Annotated in this window: 20 protein-coding genes and 1 pseudogene; 11 read left to right on the plus strand and 10 right to left on the minus strand. The window is 64.9% G+C overall.

Features of this window, described 5'->3' with window-relative positions; translation table 11 throughout:
• Nucleotides 1-3 precede the first annotated feature (3 nt).
• Nucleotides 4-372, minus strand: a complete 369-nt coding sequence (locus G6N66_RS25610; protein ID WP_085235741.1) for a hypothetical protein — start codon at nt 370-372, stop codon at nt 4-6.
• Nucleotides 373-474: 102 nt separating this feature from the next.
• Here G6N66_RS25610 and G6N66_RS25615 point away from each other — a divergent pair, with 102 nt between their 5' ends.
• Entirely contained in the window at nt 475-1,356 is an 882-nt protein-coding gene (locus tag G6N66_RS25615) for a PfkB family carbohydrate kinase (RefSeq protein WP_085235740.1), read from the plus strand.
• Here G6N66_RS25615 and G6N66_RS25620 read toward each other — a convergent pair.
• From G6N66_RS25620 to G6N66_RS25630, 3 genes are read right to left on the minus strand one after another with little or no spacing between them, the layout of a single operon-like run.
• A complete protein-coding gene (locus tag G6N66_RS25620) occupies nt 1,340-2,251 on the minus strand; it encodes an HpcH/HpaI aldolase/citrate lyase family protein (RefSeq protein ID WP_085235739.1) in 912 nt (303 codons plus the stop codon). The two genes, G6N66_RS25615 and G6N66_RS25620, sit on opposite strands and share 17 nt — an antisense overlap.
• Before the next feature lie 13 nt (nt 2,252-2,264).
• A complete protein-coding gene (locus G6N66_RS25625; RefSeq protein WP_085235738.1) occupies nt 2,265-3,449 on the minus strand; it encodes a CaiB/BaiF CoA transferase family protein in 1,185 nt (394 codons plus the stop codon).
• A complete protein-coding gene (locus G6N66_RS25630) occupies nt 3,442-4,815 on the minus strand; it encodes an LLM class flavin-dependent oxidoreductase (protein WP_085235737.1) in 1,374 nt (457 codons plus the stop codon). The genes G6N66_RS25625 and G6N66_RS25630 overlap by 8 nt, the downstream gene beginning before the upstream one ends.
• Before the next feature lie 60 nt (nt 4,816-4,875).
• Between G6N66_RS25630 and G6N66_RS25635 the strand changes: the two genes are divergently transcribed.
• Nucleotides 4,876-5,520, plus strand: a complete 645-nt coding sequence (locus tag G6N66_RS25635) for a GntR family transcriptional regulator (protein WP_085235736.1) — start codon at nt 4,876-4,878, stop codon at nt 5,518-5,520.
• Here the strand turns inward: G6N66_RS25635 and G6N66_RS25640 are convergent.
• Together G6N66_RS25640 and G6N66_RS25645 are read right to left on the minus strand one after the other, a co-directional pair.
• Complete coding sequence (locus G6N66_RS25640) at nt 5,517-8,738, minus strand: ATP-binding protein (RefSeq protein WP_308205871.1); 3,222 nt, start codon at nt 8,736-8,738, stop codon at nt 5,517-5,519. The two genes, G6N66_RS25635 and G6N66_RS25640, sit on opposite strands and share 4 nt — an antisense overlap.
• A 269-nt stretch (nt 8,739-9,007) precedes the next feature.
• Nucleotides 9,008-9,394, minus strand: coding sequence for a DUF2237 family protein (locus G6N66_RS25645; RefSeq protein ID WP_085235734.1), 387 nt, complete (start codon nt 9,392-9,394; stop codon nt 9,008-9,010).
• A 138-nt stretch (nt 9,395-9,532) separates the two neighbouring features.
• Here G6N66_RS25645 and G6N66_RS25650 point away from each other — a divergent pair, with 138 nt between their 5' ends.
• Nucleotides 9,533-9,925 carry a hypothetical protein gene (locus G6N66_RS25650; RefSeq protein WP_085235733.1) on the plus strand — a complete coding sequence of 131 codons (393 nt, stop codon included), beginning with the start codon at nt 9,533-9,535 and terminating at the stop codon, nt 9,923-9,925.
• Nucleotides 9,926-9,932: 7 nt separating this feature from the next.
• Here G6N66_RS25650 and G6N66_RS25655 read toward each other — a convergent pair whose 3' ends face one another.
• The 4 genes from G6N66_RS25655 to G6N66_RS25670 are packed head-to-tail and all read right to left on the minus strand — an operon-like array spanning nt 9,933 to nt 13,891.
• Nucleotides 9,933-10,904, minus strand: a complete 972-nt coding sequence (locus tag G6N66_RS25655; RefSeq protein WP_085235732.1) for an LLM class flavin-dependent oxidoreductase — start codon at nt 10,902-10,904, stop codon at nt 9,933-9,935.
• A gap of 1 nt (nt 10,905) precedes the next feature.
• Nucleotides 10,906-11,379: a VOC family protein gene (locus G6N66_RS25660; RefSeq protein WP_085235731.1), complete on the minus strand. Its 474-nt coding sequence runs from the start codon at nt 11,377-11,379 to the stop codon at nt 10,906-10,908.
• A complete protein-coding gene (locus G6N66_RS25665; protein ID WP_085235730.1) occupies nt 11,376-12,614 on the minus strand; it encodes an MBL fold metallo-hydrolase in 1,239 nt (412 codons plus the stop codon). Before G6N66_RS25665 ends, G6N66_RS25660 begins: the two co-directional genes overlap by 4 nt.
• A gap of 14 nt (nt 12,615-12,628) precedes the next feature.
• Nucleotides 12,629-13,891, minus strand: coding sequence for a sulfotransferase family protein (locus G6N66_RS25670; RefSeq protein WP_085235729.1), 1,263 nt, complete (start codon nt 13,889-13,891; stop codon nt 12,629-12,631).
• Between the two features lie 105 nt (nt 13,892-13,996).
• Here G6N66_RS25670 and G6N66_RS25675 point away from each other — a divergent pair, with 105 nt between their 5' ends.
• The 8 genes and pseudogenes from G6N66_RS25675 (at nt 13,997) to istB (ending at nt 21,643) form a co-directional block, all read left to right on the plus strand.
• Nucleotides 13,997-14,386 (plus strand): YbjQ family protein, encoded by a 390-nt coding sequence (locus tag G6N66_RS25675; RefSeq protein WP_085235728.1) that lies wholly within the window; start codon nt 13,997-13,999, stop codon nt 14,384-14,386.
• Between the two features lie 35 nt (nt 14,387-14,421).
• Nucleotides 14,422-14,895, plus strand: coding sequence for a TM2 domain-containing protein (locus G6N66_RS30300; RefSeq protein WP_085235727.1), 474 nt, complete (start codon nt 14,422-14,424; stop codon nt 14,893-14,895).
• A 134-nt stretch (nt 14,896-15,029) separates the two neighbouring features.
• Nucleotides 15,030-16,184, plus strand: a complete 1,155-nt coding sequence (locus tag G6N66_RS25685; protein WP_085235726.1) for a glycoside hydrolase 5 family protein — start codon at nt 15,030-15,032, stop codon at nt 16,182-16,184.
• A gap of 189 nt (nt 16,185-16,373) precedes the next feature.
• Entirely contained in the window at nt 16,374-17,249 is an 876-nt protein-coding gene (locus G6N66_RS25690; protein WP_139825483.1) for a phytanoyl-CoA dioxygenase family protein, read from the plus strand.
• A gap of 5 nt (nt 17,250-17,254) precedes the next feature.
• Entirely contained in the window at nt 17,255-18,301 is a 1,047-nt protein-coding gene (locus G6N66_RS25695) for a Gfo/Idh/MocA family protein (protein ID WP_163645923.1), read from the plus strand.
• Between the two features lie 357 nt (nt 18,302-18,658).
• A complete protein-coding gene (locus tag G6N66_RS25700; RefSeq protein ID WP_139825482.1) occupies nt 18,659-19,015 on the plus strand; it encodes a hypothetical protein in 357 nt (118 codons plus the stop codon).
• A gap of 414 nt (nt 19,016-19,429) precedes the next feature.
• Nucleotides 19,430-20,789: pseudogene (locus G6N66_RS25705) on the plus strand (IS21/IS408/IS1162 family transposase).
• On the plus strand, nt 20,786-21,643 hold the full coding sequence (istB, locus tag G6N66_RS25710) for an IS21-like element helper ATPase IstB (RefSeq protein ID WP_085235496.1): 858 nt from the start codon (nt 20,786-20,788) through the stop codon (nt 21,641-21,643). The pseudogene G6N66_RS25705 and the gene istB overlap by 4 nt, the downstream one beginning before the upstream one ends.
• Nucleotides 21,644-21,681 lie beyond the last annotated feature (38 nt).

Here is a 21,681-nt window from a genome sequence, read left to right on the forward strand (position 1 = left end):
CGGCTAGTCGCGATCCCAGGGCGGGGTTTCGCCCATCTTCTTGTAGTACTTCGCAAGGTGGCCCTTGACGCGGCCGACATCGGATTTGGGCAAATCGATACCACCGCGCGCGCCGTCCATGACCGCACCGGCGATCATCACCCCGCGCGGCACTACCTTCAGTTCCCCGCCGATGACGTCGGCGATGAGGAGCTTGTATGCGGTGAAATTGGCCTTCTGGGCCGAGTCGTACCACACGTGGGCCTTGCGGTACTTGTCGTTTGGACCGTCCTGCGCGCCCGCCCACTTGCGCACCCGTTTCTCGGCCGCCGCACCGTCCCATTTGCGCCCGCGGTCGGCCAACGGTAGATCGTTGAAAGCTGTCACAGACATGTTGGTCCGTTGCCCACTATTGGGCGATATAAACCGCGCCGCATCGGACGCCTGCGAAGTCCCGGCCGCATATCTGGGCCGAAGGTGGGCATGCCTTGCTCCATGAGTGTTGTGGTGATCGGCCAGATCGGACGTGATTTGGTGTTGCGCACAGACGGCCCGCCCGCGTCGGGTGAGTCCACCAAGATCTTGCGGCGCGACGAGTTGCTCGGCGGCAAGGGCGCCAACCAGGCCGTCGGTCTCACCCAACTCGGCGTGCCGGTCGCGCTCCTCGGTGTGGTGGGCGATGACATCGCGGGAACCATGGTACTGCAGCAAGCCAAGGCAGACGGCATCAACACCGAGGGAGTAGTGCGGCGCGGCACCACGGCCCTGCTCATCGACATCGTCGGGTGGGGGTCGGAACGTGTTCTGCTGGAACATGTCCCGCAGAGCTCCCTGGTTCAGGTGGCGGACCTCGATCGATCTGCTGCATTGTTGGAGGCCGCGGACACCGTCTCGATTCAGCTGCAGCAGCCGCCGGCCACCGCGCTGGCGGCCGCGAGCCGGGCGCGGCAGCAGAAGGTGCGGGTGGTCGCCGACGGCGCACCCCCTGCGGACATCCAGGCGGAGCTGCTCGCGTCGGTGAATGTGTTGCGCGCCGACGCCGCCGAGGCGGCGCTGATCGCCGGTGCCGACGTCACGACCGTGGAGCAGGCCGAGTCGTTGGGGCGCACCCTGCTGGCTCGCGGGCCGGAACTTGTCGCGCTTGCAGTACCCGGTGTCGGCGATCTGTTGGTATGGGGCGAGGACAGTCAGCTCTTCGAATTCTCAGCTGTGCAGGTGGTGGATCCGACCGGCGCGGGCGATGCGTTTACGGCCGGACTCATCGCCGCCCTACGGGACGGGGACGGGCCACGCGAGGCGGGCCGGCGCGCGGCGGCCGCTGCCAGCTCGACCGTGCAGCGCCTGGGCGGCCGGCCGAACCTCAGCGGCTGCCGTTGATCAGCGCGGCGCGCGCGAGCGTTTGCTCGGCCATCTTGACGTGCGCGGCGTCGACCAGCACCCCATCGACCCCAACGGCGCCGCGCCCCTTGGCCTCGGCCTCCCGGTAGGCGGCGACATTCCGTTCGGCGCGCGCGATCTCGTCGGCGGTCGGTGCATAGACGGTGTTGGCGACGGCAACCTGGTCGGGGTGAATCGCCCACTTGCCGGTGTAGCCCAGCAGCGATGCGCGACGTGCGTCGCGCTCGTACCCGGACAAATCCTTGTAGTCCGGATAGGGCGCATCGATCGCATCGATGCCGGCGATCCGCGCCGCCACGATCACCTTGTTGCGGGCGTAAGCCCAGAATTCGCCCGGGTATTCGCCGAGCGGAACGAAGTTCGTGTCCACCCGGGCGCCTTGGGATAGCGAGAAATCACCCACGCCGAAGATCAACGCGTCCAGCCGCGGGCTGGCCGCCGCGATCTCCTCGGCGTTGGCCAGCCCTTCCACCTCTTCGATGAGAGCTTCGAGCCGAATGCGTTTGGTGAGGCCAAGTTTCGCCTCCAGCTGGGTGAGCAGGACGTCAACCCACCACACGTCGCGGGCCTTCTTGGGCTTCGGGATGATGATCGTGTCGAGGTTCTCACCGGCCTTGGTGACGACTTCGATGATGTCGTCGTGGCACCACCGGGTGTCCAAACCGTTGATCCGGATGGCGCGAACGGTTCTGCCCCAGTCGATGTCGTTGAGTGCGGCGATAACCTTGGCGCGCGATGCCACCTTGACGGCGGCGGGGGTCGCGTCCTCGAGGTCGAGGAACACCAGATCCGCGCCACAGTTGGCGCCCTTCTCGAACATGTTGTCGTTGCATGCGGGCACCGCGAGTTCGGAACGACGAAGCAGACCAGTCATCAATGTCCTTCTGTCACAACACGCCGCGGGCGCGCAGGTCGTCGAGTTCATCCGAGGTCAAGCCGAGTAGCTCGCCATAGACCTCGGCATTGTGTTCGCCCAGACGCGGTCCCAGACGGTCAACTGTGCCGGACGTCAACGAGAACCGCGGCACTGGGGCCTGTACCGTCATCGGCCCGAGCTCGTCGTCCTCGACCGAGACGAACACGCCGCGATGCGCCAGCTGCTCGTCGGCGACCAGGTCACGGATGTCGTACACCGGGGCCGCGGCCACCTCGTGTTTCTCGAAGGCCGCCATGGCTTCCGAAAGCGTCTTGGTGCCAACCCAATCCGCCACTACGGCGTCGACCTCGCGGGCACGGGCGAGGCGTCGTTGCGGGTCGGAGAAGTCCGGGTCTTCGAGCAGGTCGTCGCGCCCGATCGCCCGAAACACCCGCAACGCCAACGCCGGTGAACTCCCGGACATGGCCAGCCAGTGCCCGTCGGCGGTCTGGTAGGTATTGCGCGGCGCCGAGATGTCCCAGCGGTTGCCGGCGCGCTCGGGCACCAGCCCCAATTGGTCGTAGCCCAACAGCGTCTGCTCCAAAAGCCGGGCGAGTGGGTCGATGAGGTTGACGTCGATCAGCTGCCCGGGTCCGCCGTGCACGTCGCGGTGGTAGAGCGCCATCATCACCGCGTAGGTGGCATTCAACGACGCGACGCCATCGGCGAGCATGAACGGCGGCAGCGTGGGCGGGCCACCGGCGGGCCCGGTGATGTGGGCGAATCCGCTCATCGCTTCCCCGAGCGTGCCGAAACCCGGGCGCTCACTCTTCGGCCCGGTCAACCCGTAGCCGGTGATGTGCAGCATCACGATCCGGTCATTGACGGCGCGCAAACTTTCGTAGTCCAGGCCCCATTTGCGTAACGTCTGCGGCCGGGTGTTGAAGATGGCAACATCGGCGTGCTCGACCAGGCGCCGCACCAGCGCCTGGCCTTCGACGCAGCGCAGGTCCAAGGTGATCGATCGCTTGTTGCGCGACAACGACTTCCACATCAGGCCGACGCCATCACGCTGATGGCCCCATCCGCGGATCGGATCACCGTGCCGCGGATCCTCGACCTTGATCACCTCGGCGCCGAACTCGCCCAGATAGGTGGCGACCAGCGGCGCGGCCGCCAAAGTGGCGAGGTCGAGCACGCGAATACCGTCAAGCATTTGCACTGGCATGGACCCGTTTGTTTGAAGGCCGTTGCAGCCCAAGGTGTCCCCGCAACGTCGACGACTCGTACTCGGTGCGGAACAGCCCGCGGCGCTGCAGCTGCGGGACCACCATCCGCACCACGTCTTCGAACGCACCCGGCAAATGCGTCGCCGCCAGGACGAAGCCATCGCACGCGCCGCTTTCGAACCAATCCGCCATCTGATCGGCGACCTGTTCCCCGGTCCCGACGAACCGCGGCCCCTGCAGCAGCGTGGCCCGGTGGCCCGCCAGGTCACGCACCGTCACGGTGTCCCCGCCGATGTGGGTGCGCAGATTTTGCACCAGGCCACGGATACCGGAGGCCGACGCGATGAGCTCATCGGTAACCGGGTCGTCCAGATCGTGTTGCGCGAAGTCGTAATTCATCAACTCCGACAACAGTGTCAGCGATGCCATGGGGTGCACCAAATCGTTCAGGAACAAGGCTTCGCGGTCCTTGGCGTGCGCCTCGGATTCGCCGACCACAGCGTAAGCCATCGGGCAGATGCGCACCGTAGCAGGATCGCGTCCGGCGTCGGCGATGCGATCCTTTTGGTCGGTGTAGTGGCTGCGCGCGACGTCCAGCCCGGGGTCGCCGGTGAAGATCAATTCGGCCCAGCGGGAAGCGAACTCCCGTCCGCGCCCTGACGAACCGGCCTGGATGATGACCGGTCTCCCCTGCGGTGTGCGCGGCACGGTCAGTGGACCGCGCGCGGAGAAGTAACGGCCTGAGTGGCCCAGTTCGTGGACCTTGGCGGGATCGGCGAACTGCCCTGACTCGCGGTTATGCAGGAGGGCGTCGTCCTCCCAGGTATCCCACAGGCCGGTCACCACATCCATGAATTCGTCGGCACGGTCGTAGCGTTCGTCGTGTCCGAGGTGGGCCTCGACGCCGAAGTTCTGGGCCTCGCTGTCGTTGACCGAGGTGACGACGTTCCACGCGGCCCGCCCGTGCGAAAGGTGGTCGAGCGAGGCGAAGGTTCTAGCGACGTGAAACGGAGCGTAGTAGGTGGTCGAGTACGTCGCACCAAGCCCAATGCGCGATGTCGCCTGCGCCAGGACGCCGAGCACCACGCCGAGGTCGAGCTTGACCGGCCGGGCTCCGTAGTGCACCGCTTCGTTGACCGATCCGCCGTACACGCCCGGCATCGCCAGGCGGTCGTCGAAGAACATCAGATCGAAGCAGCCTTCTTCGAGCTGCCGCCCGATTTTCGCGTAGTAGGAGGCATCAAGGTAGTGGTGCTCGGTCGCGGGATGCCGCCACGATCCTGCGTAGACCGAGGTGCTGCCCGCCTGCATGAAGGCAACCAGCGCCATCTTGTCGTGTCGTCGATCAGCCATGTTCGGAACCTAACATCTGATATATCAGATTTCAAATGTGGCATTTGGTAGCATGCGCGAATGGCAGCCATCGACATCTCCGGCACCGTGCGGGAACGCGCCGCGCGCGAACTGCGCGATCGCATTCTCACCGGCGCCCTGCCCGCCGGCTCACGCGTCGATCTCGACGCCATCACCGAGGAGTTCGCGACGAGCCGCACGCCGGTGCGCGAAGCACTGCTCGAGTTGTCCTTCGAGGGCCTGGTTCAAGTCGCGCCACGGAGCGGGATCACGGTCCTCGGCATCAGCCCGGAGGACGTCCTGGACAGCTTCACCATCTTGGGCGTGCTGACGGGGCAGGCGGCCGCGTGGGCTGCCGAGCGAATCGAGCCCGACGAACTCGCGATGCTGCGCGAGCTCGCCGCCGACGTCGCCGCGCGCTCCGGCGACGACAGCATCGGCGAGGCGAATTGGCATTTTCACCAAAAGATTCACCACGCCGCGCACTCGCCACGGCTGATGACCCAGATCAAGCAGGCGGCACGCGTGGTGCCGAGCAACTTTCTCACCTTGTTCCCCGACCACGAGAAGCATTCGCTCGACGAGCACCAACAGCTGCTCGACGCGCTCGGCGACAAAGACGCCGAGCGGGCGCGCGCGATCGCCGAGCGGCATGTGTTGGATGCGGGTCGGTCGCTGGTGGACTGGCTGGAGCCGCGAGGCTAGCCCTGCCGTGAAGCGAGCGGTTCGAATCCGGCCGCTGCAGCTTTGGCTCTGAAGCTCTCCATGAACTGCTGGTGGGCAAACGCGTCTCCCTGCGCTTGCGCGAGCAGACCGCGCAAGCGCAGAACCGTGAGTTCGTGGTGGAGATATTCGGGGCCCGGGGACGAGGCCGCCAGTCGGTCCATGGCGATCTGCGCATCTGCCAAGTCCCTATCGCCGCGGCGAGCTAGCAGCGATTCGACCAAAACCGTGGCGGCCAGCCATACCCAGAACATTTCGCCGGTCTCAAAGTCGTCGTCGAAGACCGATCGGGCCAAATCGATCGCCTTATCGATCTCGCCGGTTCGAGCCAGCTCCCTGGCTAGGTAGGGGTCAACTATCGGTATCGCCACTCTGACGAAGCGGCCGCGCTCGGCCGACTCACGTACTCGGCGAAGCAGCGAAAGGCCTTCATCCCGTTCGAGACCGCCGCGCTGGATCAGCGTCAGCCCGTGGGTCAGTTGGGCGAGGCCCAGGAGGAAGTCATCGCCGGCCTGCTCCGCTATCCGCAACGCGAAGCTAGTTTCGGCTACGGCGGTTCCATCGGCGACCAGAACCCCGAATGGTATGGCGCCGACGTACTTCCACATGATCGCGCTGACATGGCTGGTCGCGTCGAACCGGGACGCCATCGCAACGGCTGCATCGGCGTCCTCTTTCCAGCCCGCGATACCCAGTCGCATTTTGGCCAGGCCCGTAATGCCAAGCGTCATGGATAGCGGCGAACCGAGGATCAGGTTGCCCATGGTGGGATCACCGTCCGCCAGATCAATGACCCGCTGCCCTAGGCGTACCGCCTCCACAACCTCACCGGCTTCAGAGTAGGCGTAGAGCGCGGCTTGGAACAGCCCGACGGTCAGTGCGGGGTCTCCGATCGCGTCCACCAGCTCGGTGAACTCCGGGCAGAGGTCGGCGGCATCGCGCGGGCGCCCGTTGGTTGCCATCGCCAGAATCGCTCCGGACATGCCAATCGCGAGCGAAACTTTGTCGCCGGCCGTCGCGCACAGTTCGTGGAGTTCGTCGAATCCCACGTCGTCGAAGCCGACATTCGCCAGGAATGCTGTGGCGCACAACAAAGTTCTGGGCTCGATTTGCATCCGCAGCCGGTCCGGGTCTTCGGCAGCTAGGCGGTCGGCGACCTGACGGGCCCGCGCCCAGCTCGCCCTAGCCGCGGCGCGGTCGCGGAAGTTGGACCACGCGGCAGCGCGCATGTGCCAGTCAAACGCTGCGTGTGGGTCATCGGCGGCTTCGAGGTGTTCGGCGATCAGCGCGGCGTTTTCATCGCTTCCGGAATCCCCCTGTTGAATGACGTCGGCCACGCGTCTGTGCAACTCGGCACGCCCTGCCTTGAGCTGCGACTCGTAGGCGACCGTGGGGATCAGCGGGTGCCGAAAAGCAAACTCGGCGTGCGGGGTGAATCGCACCTGATCGATCAGTTCCACCGCCATGAGCTCGGTGAGAGCTTCATCGGGAGACCCGTTGTCCCCGAGCACAATTGCGAGTACGTCCGGCCGGAACCGCGCCCCGATGACCGCCCCGGCGTACAGCGCTTGTTTGGCCGCGGCCGCCAAGCGGTCGATGCGTGCGGCGATGGTGGCCTGCAGCGTGCCCGGCAGGCTGATCGCGACACTGTCGTCGCGGCATTCATAGTGTCCCTGCTCGCCGTAAAGGACGCCTCGCCCGGCGAGGTCACGGACGATCTCTTCGGCGAAGAAAGGGTTCCCAGCGGCCTGCTCAGCGATCTGCTGAGCCAATCCTGTGACCGACGGGTGCGATCCCAACAACTCGCGTATCAGTGCAAGAGTTTGCGAGGTATTCAGTGGGCCCAGGGCGATCGTCTGGGCGCCGGAGGTATGCGACAGAGTGCCCCGATATTCGGGACGGTAGGTGATCAGCACAAGCGACCGGGTTTGGGGGACCACAGTCGCGAACTCGGCGAGCATCGTCTCGCTGGCCTCGTCGATCCAGTGCGCGTCCTCGACCACGAAGAGCGCAGGGGTGGTGCGGGCCAGCGCGGCCGCGTTGAGCATGGCACCCAGCCGGCGTCGACGGGCGTCGGGAGTGATGGCAGGCAATGCGACTGCGGGATCGGCGATCCTGAGCAGATCGTCGAGCAACAGCAGATCCTCAGGGCTGGCGTCAGGTATGCGTGTGCGCACCCGTGCCCGCGCGACCTGGGCGGCGACATCGCTGATTCCGAATACGGCTTGTAGTAGCCGTCCGACCACATGGAAAGGCACGTCTCGGGTGTGCGATTCGCAATAGGTGCTGAAAACGTCCAGCCCGCGGCCGATTGCCAGTTGCACCGCCTCGCCGACTGCCCGGCTTTTTCCAATGCCCGCGGGGCCCACCACCCCGACCACACAGCCGTTTCCGTCGATCGACTGATCCAAAATCCCCGCGATAGTGTTCAACTCCCAGGTTCGACCAACCAGGGTCGGTTCGCGTCGTTGGGGCGCTATGCGGTCAGCGCTCACGGCCAGCAGACGACGCGCCGGCACCGCGGCCTTTGAACCCTTGATGCGCACCATTTCCAAGTCGCCGAGGAGCGCCACATTTTCGACCAGCCGCGCAGTGGATTCGCTCAGCATCACCCCACCGGGCGGGGCCACCGACTCCATCCGCTGCGCCATGCCCACCTGCTCGCCGATCGCGGTGTAACCGGCTGCACCAGAACCAATTTCACCGGCAACAACCTGGCCGGAGTTGAGCCCGACCCGTACCTGCACCGCAATGCCGTCGTCGCGTCGCCTTATTTCGCCGGCCAGCTTTTGGATCTCGCCTTGGATATTTAGCGCGGCCAGACAGGCACGCAGCGCGTGGTCCTCCAGCGCCGCCGGCGCGCCGAACACGGCCATGATCCCGTCGCCGGTGAATTTGTCGACAGTGCCGCCGTACCGCTCGACGGCCACCGCCGAGCGACTGAACACCTGCGTCACGACATCACGCAACGCCTCTGGACCTAACGCCGCGGCAAGTTGCATCGAGCCCACCACATCGGCAAACAACACCGTCACCTGTTTGTACTCGGCCTGCTCACGTCCGGCGCTCACCGAGGCGCCACAGCCGTCGCAGAACCTGGCGCCGTCGCGAAGCCCCAGGCCGCACGCCCGACAGGACCGCACCGCCATCCGACCTCCGCTACAAGTGGGCACTGGCCGAGCATCCGATGGCCCAACCATAGGCTGCCGTCGCCGTACTTGCGGCAAATCCCCGTGCCGAGGTTCGAGTGCGGCAATACCTCCCCGAACGCCGTTGACCAGCGGCGCGACATTCGCCGGGCAGACCATTGTGCGGCTGCTTGGGTGCGGCGGAGGAGCGAAATCTACCTGGCCCAACGTCGCCGGCTGCCGCGGCGCGACGCGCAGATCCGCCCGAACACCGACGTCGGGAGGCGGTTGGCTAGCCGCTCGAAAGCGCGCTCAACACGCCGCGGCCTTTACAGGCTGGCCTACAAATTCGCTAGGTCGTCCGGAACGTCGACCTTGTGTTCCTCGAGGACCTCCAGCGGCACGACCTCGAGGGTGCGCTCGTGGGTGCTTGCCAGCACCACCGGCGCGGCACAGCCGTCCTGGTGGGCGCGAAGCCAGTTCAGCGCGGTGACGCACCAGCGGTCCCCGGGCAGCAGGCCGGGGAACCGGTATTCGGGCACCGGCGTCAACAAGTCATTACCGATGGAGCGCTGGTGCTCCAGGAACTCCGCGGTCATCACCGCGCAGATGGTGTGCCGGCCGATGTCTTCGGGTCCGGAAGAGCAGCAGCCGTCGCGGTAGAACCCCGTGAGCGGTTCATTGCTGCACGGCTCAAGCGGGCCACCCAGCACATTGCGATCAGGCACGCGTCAAGTATCGCGCGCCTTGGACAAAGTTTGCAGGGAACGACACCATCTATTGAGCCGGCTGGGCCTCCCGACGGTCACGGTGGTAGGTGCCTACCCCCTCCTCACGACAGGTAGCTGCACGGTAGGTTCGACGCTGTGATACTTACCGGGGCATTCCTGGCCGAACAGGCCGCGACAATAGACAACAAGCTCAACGTAGCGGGCGGCGTGCTGTCCAAATTCACCGTCGGACCCGACCGGTCGGCCAGCTTTGTTCTGGTGGTGCTGACGCGGGCCGACCCCGAAAACTCCGACGACCGTCGGGTCGAGGTAGAGCTGATCCCTCCGACGGGCGAGGCGCCCGTGCTGCGACGGTTCGAGGTGCCCGAAGCCTCGATCGGCGAATTCCCGGGATTCGCTTTCTTCGGCATCGACGCCAACCTGCCGGTCGACGGCCGCTGGGTGCTCGTGGTGACCGGCGGCAGCGAGGCGATCACCCTGCCGCTGCTGGTGGACACCTGGACGCCACCCCAATCGCTCGGCATCTGACGAACCGCTAGCCGAGCGCCGGCAGCACGGCATCGGCGAGCAGCTGAACCGACTTCCACGCCTCGTCGATGGGCATGCCGCCGACCAGTGGATGCAACACGATCGGTCCGTACTGCTTATCACCGCGGACCTCGGCGATGAGTTGCTCGGGCGTCAGGAAACGGTATCGCCCCGAGGCCCTGACCTCGTCCAGGGTTTTCACTCCGGGCAGGTGCATCAGAGACCGCTCGTCGGTTGACCATTCGCCGTAAGTGACTGCCTCCCAGAGGATATGGCCACCCAGTTCCGCCCATGCCCGGTCCGGATCTTCGTGCAGGTAGATCATTCCGCGATTGGTCGGTCCCGGCATGATGACGAACGGGTTGATGCCGGCGCCGGCGCACAGCTCACGGTAGTAGGCGTCGATCTCGGGCAGGTGGTCGGCCAAGCTGAGCGGCAGCCCGAAGCGCGCCGCGCGCCGCGCGGTCGCGCGCGCGCCCCCGCCGACATACAGCGGTGGATGCGGCCGGGTCCAGGTGCCGGCGCAGACCCCCGCGTAGGGACCGGCGCCGGACCAAACCGTCAGCATGCGTTCGACCAGCTCGTCCATCAGCTTGCCGCGCTGACTGAAATCCGCTCCCAGCGCGTCATATTCGACCGTGCGATAACCCAGGCCCACGGTGGTATGTAGCCGTCCTCGACTCATGTTGTCCACGAGCGCGATGTCTTCGGCGAGCCGGACCGGGTTCCACAACGGCCCGAGCGCGCAGTCCACGCTCGCGATCAGGCGCTCGGTTCGCGCCAAAAACATCGCCGCGGCCATGATGGGGTTGCAGCTCCACCCGTGTCCCGTCGCGTGGTGTTCATCGACACTGATCGTGGTGATGCCGCGGGACTCGCCCCACTGAGCCATCTCGAGCGCGGCTGAGATCAGCTTGCTCTGTGTGCGTGGATCACCCTGCGGGGAACCGAAGTTGAACCGCAGCACCGGCAGCAACACGTCAGGCTCCGTTGGGCTGTGATGCCGCCCGCAAGAAGGCCGGCCAATCGGGGAACAGCGCTCGGTCGACGATCTCGATGCGGGTACCGAAGGAGTCGACGTAGTAGGCGAACAGCGAAAGCTCCGATCCGCCAACATCTCCGGTCATTTCCAGAGTGAAGCCGTTACTCTCCAACACCCGCGCCGATTCGGCCAGGTTGTCGACGAAATAGCCGACGTGGTGGACGGCGTTACCCGGTGCCGCCGTCCACGGGGTGCCGGGGACTTCGTTGACAAGTTCGATGTGCGGGCTCTGCACCGAATAGACGATGGTGGAGGTCAGCTCGTGGGTTCCCGTCACGGTGCGGAACGGCAGCGTGTAGCTCATCGGGTTGATCCACTGGTAGCCCGCCAGCGCGGTGAGCCGCGCCATCGCGGCATCGAGATCGGGTACCACGATGCCGGTGTGGTAGAAGTCTTCGGGCCGGAGCGTCATGAATTCCTCGCTATCTGCCTTGTGAGCCAGGCTCTTTCCCAGAAGTTCGTGCTGTCGGCCAGGAGGCTTTGGTGCGCTTCGCGAAGCACTTCACGCGCCTCCTGATGGTCGGAGGGAACAAGCTCGGCGAGGTGGATGGCGTGCACGGGGCGGCCCGCGGCCAGATGCGCCCGCGCCCGTTCCACGAGGGCCTCGGCGCCCGCCAACTCGACCACATCGGCGGCGACGGCGTCGAAACCGACGGGATAGAGTTCGGTCGTGGACTGGTGGTGAAACCAGCCCGAGTAGTTCTCCCAGATCGCCCGGACATCCCAGGCGACCTTCCCATAGCCTTGGCCCACTTCGTATTCCGGGGGCAACGTGATCTCGCGCATCAGGGTCCGGACGTCCTTGCCGGCGTTCATACCGGCGACGGTCTGGTCGTGGACGTATTGGATCGCGTCGCGCAGCCGGGTCAGCTCGGCGTGGATGCGATCGGCGCCCCCGATCGGGTCGAAGTGGCCGGTCACCAAGAGCTCGGGCCGCAGATCACGCACGCGTTCAACCGATTCGATGGCGGTCAGGGCGTCCCGGTACCGGTCCCCGCGCATGGTGACCAGGTTCGGAATGTGGCCGAACAATGGACCAAAAACGTTACCGCACAGACAGATCCGCTCCTCGGGCAGCCACACCGCGAGCGAGTCGTTGGTCTCACCGCCGGGCACCGAGATTAGCTCCAGCCGCCGCCCACCGACCTCGAGCGACAGCGTGTCGTCGAAGTCGACATCGACGACGGGAACGCTCTGAGCGGCCAGGTGCTTGGTGCCGAGACGACGTTGAATGGCCCGGATGCCGTCGGTCAAGGTGTCTTGGAACGCGAAGGCGCTGCGGCTCGCGCGATACGGGATGAGGCGTTCGTTGTCATCGCGCCACAGCGTCCAGTTCGCTTGTGCGACAACCGTTGTCTCCGGGTCGCGCACGCTGTCCAGACCGCCGACGTGGTCGACGTGGCCCTGGGTGAAAATGATGTAACGCACCGGTGCGGGGTCGACGGCGTCGAAGTTGGCGCGGTGCACCGGGCCCTCGAAACCCATTCCGGTGTTGACGATGACTCGCCCGGCGCCGGTGGTCAGCAGGTAGGCATTCGACAGGCCCGGTGAACACCACAGCCCCGGGGCGATCTGCTCGGCCTGTTCGGCGGTGGCGGGGCGCATGGCGTCGGCGCCCGGCCGGTTGCGATACACCGGTTCGAACATCGCTGGTTTCTCCTTTATTCGGGGCGGACGTCGAACCTGTTGAAGTAAAAGCCGAACCGCTCGCGAAGTTGGTCGGGCGAGATGCCGAAGTGTCGTTGCAAGTCGTAGTGGATACGGCCGTGTTTGCCGCGTGGATTGTCGTCAAGGTAGTTCTGAAAACGGCTGCGCGCCTTGGGAGTCAACTCGACGCCTCCGCGTCGGTATAGGTCCTCCAGCAGCGGTATTTCATTGCCGTTGAGGTGGTGGAAGCTGACATCGATGCTGCGTTCGGCCGGCACCAAATCGCGGTCGCGAACCCAAGCGCTGAGCAACCGGTGCACGCGATCGCTCCAGTAGTCCAGTAGCCACGCAGGGTCGATGCTCCGCCGGCGCAACCGATCGGAATAGGCCATCATCGTGATTGCCGACTGGACCACGGCGACGGGATCGCGGTGGGTGAAGGCCACCGTCGCGTCCGGGAAGGTGGCCATCAGCGGGCCGAGTTGCTCACAGTGCTGGGGACTCTTGAGAACCCAGGTCCGCGGGCCGCGCAGAAACGTCAACGCCTGCAGCACCTTCTTCATGTACGCGTAGTGCCGGTGCTGGTTCAGCTCCAGGTAGTAGTCGCGCCAGTTGGGCACGCGCGCATGCCATTCCAGGACATAGGAGGCCAGATCCAGGTCGAGAAGTTCGACCTCCTCCTCGATCGCTTCGGGAAAACGATCGTGCATCGCGGCCACCACGGGAGCGCTGATCATGAGCGCGTCGTGTTCGGCCTTGGCACGCGCGAAGCGGGGGTCGATCCCAAAGATGTCGGGGCCCTGGCCCAGCGCCGGTATCGGATCCTGGCTTTCCCAATAGGGCAGCGCGCGCCGGCGGGGATCGGACGCGATCAAATTCACCAGATGGGTGGTGCCCGAGCGTGGCATTCCGACGACGATGAAGGGCTTGTCGATCGCGATCGATTCGATCTCGGGATACCTCTTGATGAGGTCGGTCAGCGACAGCCGGTTGCGCAGCAGGCGAACCACACGCTGCCGCAACGTCGAGCGGGCAAGCTGGGTCAGGCCGTCGTCGGCTTCGATCGCGGCCACATGCACGGCCAGCCGCTCAGCGAAGCCGTCGGTGTCGTCCAGGTCGTCACCCACGCCTGCCTGGTCTCTGGCTTCGGCTAGCATCCGATCGACGTCGAATTCGACGGGTTTAGCCTCGGTGAACTCCAGGACCTGACGTTGAATATCGGTCAGCACGGGCGACGTCAGATCGTCGAAGTCGATGTCGTCCACCGCAGCACCCACTCGACCTCCTCGTCGTTTGCTTCGTCGAATATATCTACCCTCGGTGGGGGCGGTACCCTGCAGCGATAACGAACGCAATGCTCGGCTCGGCAGAAAGGTTGTCCGGTGCTCGTCGTCACTACCAATGACATTCCCGGTTGGGAGATCCAGCGCGTGTGCGGCGAGGTGTTCGGGCTCACCGTCCGGTCCCGAAATGCCTTCGCCCAGTTCGGCGCCGGCTTCAAGTCGATGTTCGGTGGCGAGTTGCAGGGCATGACCAAAAACCTCGCCGAGAGCCGCAACGAGGCGATGGCGCGGCTGCTCAACGAGGCGCGCAACAAGGGCGGCAACGCGATCGTGGCGATGCGGTTCGACACGACCGAAATCGGTGACGTGTGGACCGAGATCTGCGCCTACGGCACCGCGGTGCAGGCGGTGCCGGTCACCGATGCCGCGCGCTACACCGCCGCGCAATTGGGTTATGGCGCAACCCCGCAGCAGCCGCAACAGATCTGACCCGACGCCATCACAACGGGGGGTTAACTTAAGTCATGGTGACACCGAACCAACCGGGAAATCCGTCCGACGAGCCACCCTGGGCTGGCCAGCCGCCGGGCTACGGAGCAAATCCCTACCCGGGACCGCCCGGGTATCCGCAGCAGTATCCCTACCCTGCTAGCCAGCCGTATCCGTACGCGGGCTATCCGTCGTCAAACTACGGAGCCGACCCGCAGGCGCCATTCGGTCGCGACCCGGCCACGGGGGTCCCTCTGTCGGATAAGTCCGCTGTGACCGCCGGCCTGCTGCAACTCTTCCTCGGCGTGTTCGGCATCGGCCGCTTCTATATCGATTCGACCCAGATCGCCGTCCTGCAACTGTGCCTGGGGCTGTTCGGACTCGTCACCACCATCTTCTGTTTCTTCGGGCTTCCGATCCTGCTGGGCGTCGGCATCTGGGCGCTCGTGGATGCGATCATGATGTTCACCGGAGGCGTCAAAGACAACTACGGCCGAAAGCTGCGATAGAACAGCTGGAAGCGGCTACGTCCGCGGAGCCGAATGTCGCTCATTACCAACGGGTAACAATTCTCAGGATCTAGCCAGAACGACGCGCTGAGCAAATGCCGGGAACATTGCCCCGGTCAACTTATCGTCAGCTGGTGTACCGCCGTACGGTCCTGAAGCTGCCGCTGCTGCTGGCGGCGGGTACCGCTTTGACTCAAGGACCTCGCGTTTCCGCGGAACCGCCACGTTCCTCGGGGGAAGCCACCCGGTGGTCACCCGACCGGGCCAACCGCTGGTATCAAGCCCACGGCTGGCTCGTCGGCGCGAACTTCATCACCTCAAGCGCCATCAATCAGCTCGAGATGTTTCAGCCCAACACCTTTGACCCTCGGCGCATCGATACCGAACTGGGCTGGGCCCGCTCAGCCGGCCTCAACAGCGTGCGGGTCTTCCTGCACGACCTACTTTGGGCACAGGATGCGCGGGGATTTCAGTTGCGGCTGGCGCAATTCGTCTCGATGGCTGCGCGCCACGGCATCAAACCGCTGTTTGTCTTCTTCGATTCATGCTGGGACCCGCTGCCCAAGCTGGGTCCGCAGCGCGCGCCACGACCCGGAGTCCACAACTCCGGTTGGGTGCAAAGCCCCGGTGCCGAACGCCTCGGCGACCCCACCTACAGCCGTCTGCTGCGTGAGTACGTCACGGGTGTGTTGACCCAATTCCGCGATGACGACCGTGTTTTGGCTTGGGATCTGTGGAATGAACCCGACAATCCCGCACGGGTGTACCAAAGGGTCGAACGGAAAGACAAACTGCAGCTCGTCGCTGACCTGCTCCCGCAAGTATTTCAGTGGGCGCGTGCGGTTGACCCGAGTCAACCGCTGACGAGTGGCGTGTGGCAGGGCAAGTGGGCAAATCCTCAGGCGCGCAGCACAATTGCCGACATTCAACTCGGCAATGCCGACGTGATCACCTTTCACTCCTATGCCGAACCCGCGGCGTTCGAGTCCCGGATCAGTGAGCTTGCGCCACTGGGGCGGCCGATCATTTGCACCGAGTACATGGCTCGTCCCCAGGGCAGCACCATTGAATCAATCCTGCCCGTCGCCAAGCGCCATAGCGTCGGCGCATTCAATTGGGGCTTCGTCGCCGGAAAAACCCAGACATATTTCCCGTGGGATTCGTGGGATCACCCGTATCCGGCCCCCCCGAAAGTGTGGTTTCACGACCTCGTGTTGCCCGACGGGCGGCCCTATCGAGACAGCGAAATTCAAATGGTCCGAAGCCTGACCGGCGGGGCCATCGGTTAACCAGCCTCGAACCAGCAAACATCGAATGCCGCTTTGTGCCGGACCCGAACCGATGGCGCGACCGCATCGCAGGACGGCCGCCCGCACCCGCCTGACGCCGACACGGTGTCCGGAAACCTCCTGGTAGATGCCCAATGTATCGGTATCCGCCGTCCAGCGAGGCGCCGATGCCGTAGCCTGCAGGTGGAAATGGAATCGGACGGTGGGGAATTGGACGTATTAACGGAGACTCGTACGCTCCCGGAAGTTCTCGCTCAAGAGGGCATCGCTGATCTCACCGGCCTTTGGCCCGTCGAGCAGGTCGAGTCGTGGAATCAGCGGGTGGATTCTCTGTTCGCGGAAATTGCGGATCAGCCTCGCGCGGTGCTTGGCCCAGATCAACTCGTTGACGTGGGAATTTTCCACGAAATGTTCATCGAGCCGGCGCGCCGACTCATCGCCAGCGTTCATCCTTCGGCGTTGCTATACCACTGCCATTGCTACGAAACCGCGGGCGGGCAAACAAAGTCGCATATCAATGAACAACGACTCGACGGTTGGCACCGGGACTACGACACACTCGAAGGCTTCGCGAAGAATTTTCCAAATTTTGTCAGCATCTTCATTCTCATGTCGCCGGTCGGCGACGACGATGGCGCCTTCGAATTTGCACCGAATTCGGCTGACCGGATAAGCGCCGGCGGGGACGTCGTTCAGATGGTGGGGCCGGTCGGTACAGCAGTAATTTGGAACCGTTGCTACTACCATCGCGCCGCGCCGAATCGTGGCCCGCGGCGTCGCCGGATTCTGAAGATCTCCACCCAGCCCGCGGGGTTGGCGAACGAGCTGATCGGCACCGACGAGTTCAAGTCGGCCTACTCGAAACTGGATGATCCGGTGCTCAAGGCGCTCGTGGACGAGCGGCGGGTGGGAACATCGGAGCCGCTTTCGGATGCCAGTGCCCCCGTCGAGGCGCGGCTGATGCCGCCGACGGGCAGAAACGGGCTTTCCGGCCCGGCCGTGGCCATGGACCGCCTGCATATGGCTGGGCGGAGACTGTTCAGCCGACCGGGGTCAGGTTCGTAAGTTCGGTGGGTTCAACCAATCCCGCACGGCGAGTCTTGATCATCGGTTCGGGATACCGAGTCAAAAACTCGTTTTTACCCGCGCTGAAGCTATTGGATTCCGATGTCGAGGTCGTGGGGGTGCATTCGCGCAACATCGCGAACGCGCGTGCCGCGGGAGAACCTTTTGGGGTCGATGCCGTAGAGAACCTCAGCTCGTTGCGGCCGGGCGACGTCGACGCGGTGCTGGTGTCCGTCACGCCCACCAGCAATCTGGCGGTGCTGCGCGCCACGGCGCATCTCGCCCCGGGCGCCGCCCTGGTCATGGACACACCGGCCGCCGTTCGGTGGGGGGATCTGCGACAGCTCGCCCTGTATCGACGGTGGCGCACGGTCCGGGTGGCCGAGGATTTCATGAACCTGCCGCAATTCCGGTTGATCGGGAAGGTCATCGAGTCGGGGGCCATTGGCGACGTCGTGCGCATTCGCCTGGAAAGCATGGGTTACCGGTACCACGCCTTGGCGTTGCTCAGGTCTTGGCTCGGCTTTCCCCTCGTCCGTAGCTCGCACTGCCGGTGGTCGCGCAAGGGCGCGGTCGACATCGTCTACCGCTTTCCCGGTGGCGTGACGGGCGAAGTCATCGAGCCGTTCACCGGAGCCGACGGGCCGTTCGAAGTCGTCGGGACCCGGGCGTCGATCACCGGGCACTCGATGGGGCACGCGGATTCCGGCGCAGGCGGCGGTCGCCTGGAGCGGATCGAAGACGGCGCGGGACTGTCCGGCTTCCGGGTGGTCGGGCTGGGTACCGAAACCACGACGACCGTGCCATCCCTGATTCCGCTGCGCGCCATGGGACTCGAAGACAACAGCGAATTCAACCTGCTCCGGGTCGATGCCCTGCGGCAGATCATCGTGTCGCTGTGGTCCCCCGATCCGCTTAATTCGGCGTATCGGCTACAAGACGCCATGGCCGACGGCCTGGTCAGTGTCACGTCCCGCGCGCTGCCGTGGTGGCCGACGCCGCGGGCTGGCAACCGTAACATGGTCGATCTCGCCGAATCCGTTCTGAAGTAAATCATCCGCATCGGCGGCCGTCGAGATCCATTTGACGTGAAAACCGTGTTCTAGCAACCGAATTGAGTTGGCCGGCTGCGGGTGGAGTTGTCGCAAGCGCGGCCATCGCGCTCGCGCCAGACGCGAACGGCCAGGCGATGACCTGTACGCACCTCCCAGACAGCGGGCACTATTCGGGAGCTGAGCCGACTTGGTATAGGCGTGCGCGAACAAGCCACCCTACATAATTCGTCACCGCAACGCGGCCAAACCGATTAGAAGTCTGGAAATTGAATAGCAAATTACGCGTGTGCCTGGTAGCCGTCGGCGAGAAAGTTCCGCATAATCCGGATTGGGGCATAGGAGAGAGGAAGTCCGATGGCCGAAGCTGCTCTATGCACAGTCTGGGGAGACCCCATACCTGGGCGGGAGAAGCAAGCCCTCAATGTTTACAACGAAGCAATGCAGTACTGGGCGGGTCTTCAGCAGAAGGGACAAATCGAACGCTTCGACGTGAGCGTTCTCGAGTTCTCCGGTGGAGACGTGGCCGGACTGCTTGTGGCGCGCGGCTCCGCGAAGCAGATTGACGCATTACGCCACAGCAAGGAGTACCAGCAACACGTCACCCGTGGACAGCTGGTCGCGTCTCACGTCAGCGTCGCCAACGCCTACGTTGACGAGGGACTCACCAAATTCATCGGCTGGTACCAAAAAGTGGTCGACCACGCCGTCTGACGAGCCTTAACCGCTCGGCTACGCGCCCTTCGGCTGCCAGCCGGCGCCCGGTGCGTGAATAGGCCTCCACCTGCAGTGGAGATCACAAAAACTTTGGCGGTGGCGGAGGGATTTGAACCCTATTCGGCTACCTAGCCAGAGGGGTAAAACCTGCTCTACCTGTGCACTTTGGTTATGGGAGATCACCGCAGTTATCTGTAACAGCCAGCAGAATGTGGGCACTCGCCGTATGCCCTAATGCCGGTCGCAGCGACCGCTGCCTAACTTGGGCCGGTAGTGACCGCGCTCGCTGAAATTCCCCACTGACGCTCGTCGAAATTCCCCACCCGTGTGGCTCCGCCGAGAAGGGCGGGCCTCCTTCGAAGCTGCTGGTGTCTGACGCCAGTTGCTCCATCGAAGGAGGCCCGCTTTCTCATGCTCACATGGGAGGACGATGTGGAAGTACATGCCCTGCGCAAGCGTGGTTGGACGATCTCGGCGATCGCCCGCCACACCGGTTTCGACCGCAAGACGGTCCGCAAGTATCTGGCCGGTGACGGCACCCCGGGTGCGAGTTCGGCCCGGCCCGGATCCGTTCGATCCGTTTGTTGACTACGTGACCGCGAGACTGATCGAGGACCCGCACTTGTGGGCCCGCACCCTCTACGACGAATTGGAGGACCTGGGGTTCGGTCTGTCGTATCAGAGCCTGACCCGCAACATCCGCACCCGGAGTTTACGCCCGGTCTGTGAGGCGTGCCGGAGCGCCACCCAGCGCCCGAATGCGGTGATCCCACATGCTCCGGGAGATGAAACCCAATGGGACTGGCTGGAATTGCCCGACCCACCGCAATCGTGGGGCTGGGGCAAAACGGCACACCTGTTGGTCGGCTCGCTGGCTCATTCTGGTAAGTGGCGCGGCTTGCTGACGCCCTCGGAGGATCAGCCGCACCTGGTCGCCGGCTTGGACCGCGTCGCTCGCGGACTCGGTGGGCTGACCCGGGTGTGGCGGTTCGATCGGATGGCCACTGTCTGCGACCCAGGCTCGGGACGGGTGACCGCGTCGTTCGCTGGGGTGGCCAAGCACTACGGCGTCGCAGTGGCGATCTGCCCGCCGCGACGCGGCAACCGCAAGGGCGTGGTCGAGAAGGTCAACCACACTGCCGCGCAACGTTGGTGGCGCACCCTGGCCGACGACCTGACCGCCGAGCAGGCCCAGGTGAGTCTGGACCGCTTCGCGCGGGTTCGCGGCGACACCCGGCTGCGCGCCACCGCCGACGGCCGCTCCTCGGTCGCGGTGGTGGCCAAGGCTGAACCACTGCACCCCGTGCCGGCATCGCCGTATCCGGTGATCGTCTGCGAGACCCGCACCGCCTCGCGGCAAGCGTTGGTGTCCTACCGCGGCAACCGCTACTCCGTGCCCCCGGAACTGGCCGCCGCCAACGTCGTGGTGTCACATCCGGTCGGTGGTGACTTCATCGACATCGCCACCGCGAGCGGCATCGTGATCGCCCGGCACCGGATGGCCGGCGACGGGCTCGGGGTCATGGTGCGTGACAGCGGGCATGTCATCGCTCTGGATACCGCGGCGATGGCCACTGCGGCGACCGGGCGTCCTCATCGCCGCAAGGAACGCATCCCACCCGGCCCAGCCGCCAAAGCCGCTGCCGCGCAACTACTACACCTCAAGCAGGCGCCATCCATCGCCGTTGAATCATCAAGCTCGTCAACCGATTCCACCGTCATCGACCTGTCCGCCTACGAGCGGGCCGCCCAGAACAGGACCATCCAATGACCCCCACCGGCCGCACCCCGAAGACCACCACCACGACGCCCACCGAGGAGTCTCCGACGGCAGCAGCGTCGCGGTATCAGCAGCTGCGCTCGCACTTGGCCGAACTCAAACTGGCCTCCGCCGCCGAAGCCCTACCCGCGGTCCTCGACCAAGCTACTGCCGAAGGCCTCTCGCTCACCGTCGCCCTGGAGCGACTGCTGGCCGTGGAAGTCCAGGCCAGCACCGCCCGCCGACTGGCCGGGCGGCTGCGGTTCGCCTGCCTGCCCACCCCGGCTACCCTGGCCGACTTCGACGTGGATGCCGCCGCTGGGATCGACCGCAAGCTAATCGATGAGCTGGGTACCTGCCGTTATCTCGAATCAGCGACCAACATCCTGCTGATCGGCCCACCCGGCACCGGAAAAACTCACCTCAGCGTCGGATTGGCAAGGGCCGCAGCCCATGCCGGCTACCGCACCTATTTCACCACCGCAGCTGATCTGGCCGCACGGTGTCACCGCGCCGCGATCGAGGGCCGCTGGGCCACCACCATGCGGTTCTACGCAGGCCCGACTCTACTGGTGATCGATGAACTGGGGTACCTGCCGCTGCCCGCCGAGGCCGCCTCGGCGTTGTTTCAGGTTGTCTCCCAACGGTATTTAAAGACCAGCATCGTGATCACCACCAACCGCGGGGTGGGCGCGTGGGGTGAGATCCTCGGCGACACCACAGTCGCGGCCGCCATGCTTGACCGCCTACTACACCGCTCCGTGGTCATCAACCTCGACGGCGAGTCCTACCGCCTGCGCGACCACCACGCCGCCGCCGAAACCCTACGCCGAACCACCACCGGCACCCGCCAACAACTACACTGACCGTTGCTCACAGGTGAGGAATTTCGGCGAGCACACCT

This window comes from Mycobacterium conspicuum, assembly GCF_010730195.1.
In the GTDB taxonomy this organism is placed as follows: domain Bacteria; phylum Actinomycetota; class Actinomycetes; order Mycobacteriales; family Mycobacteriaceae; genus Mycobacterium; species Mycobacterium conspicuum.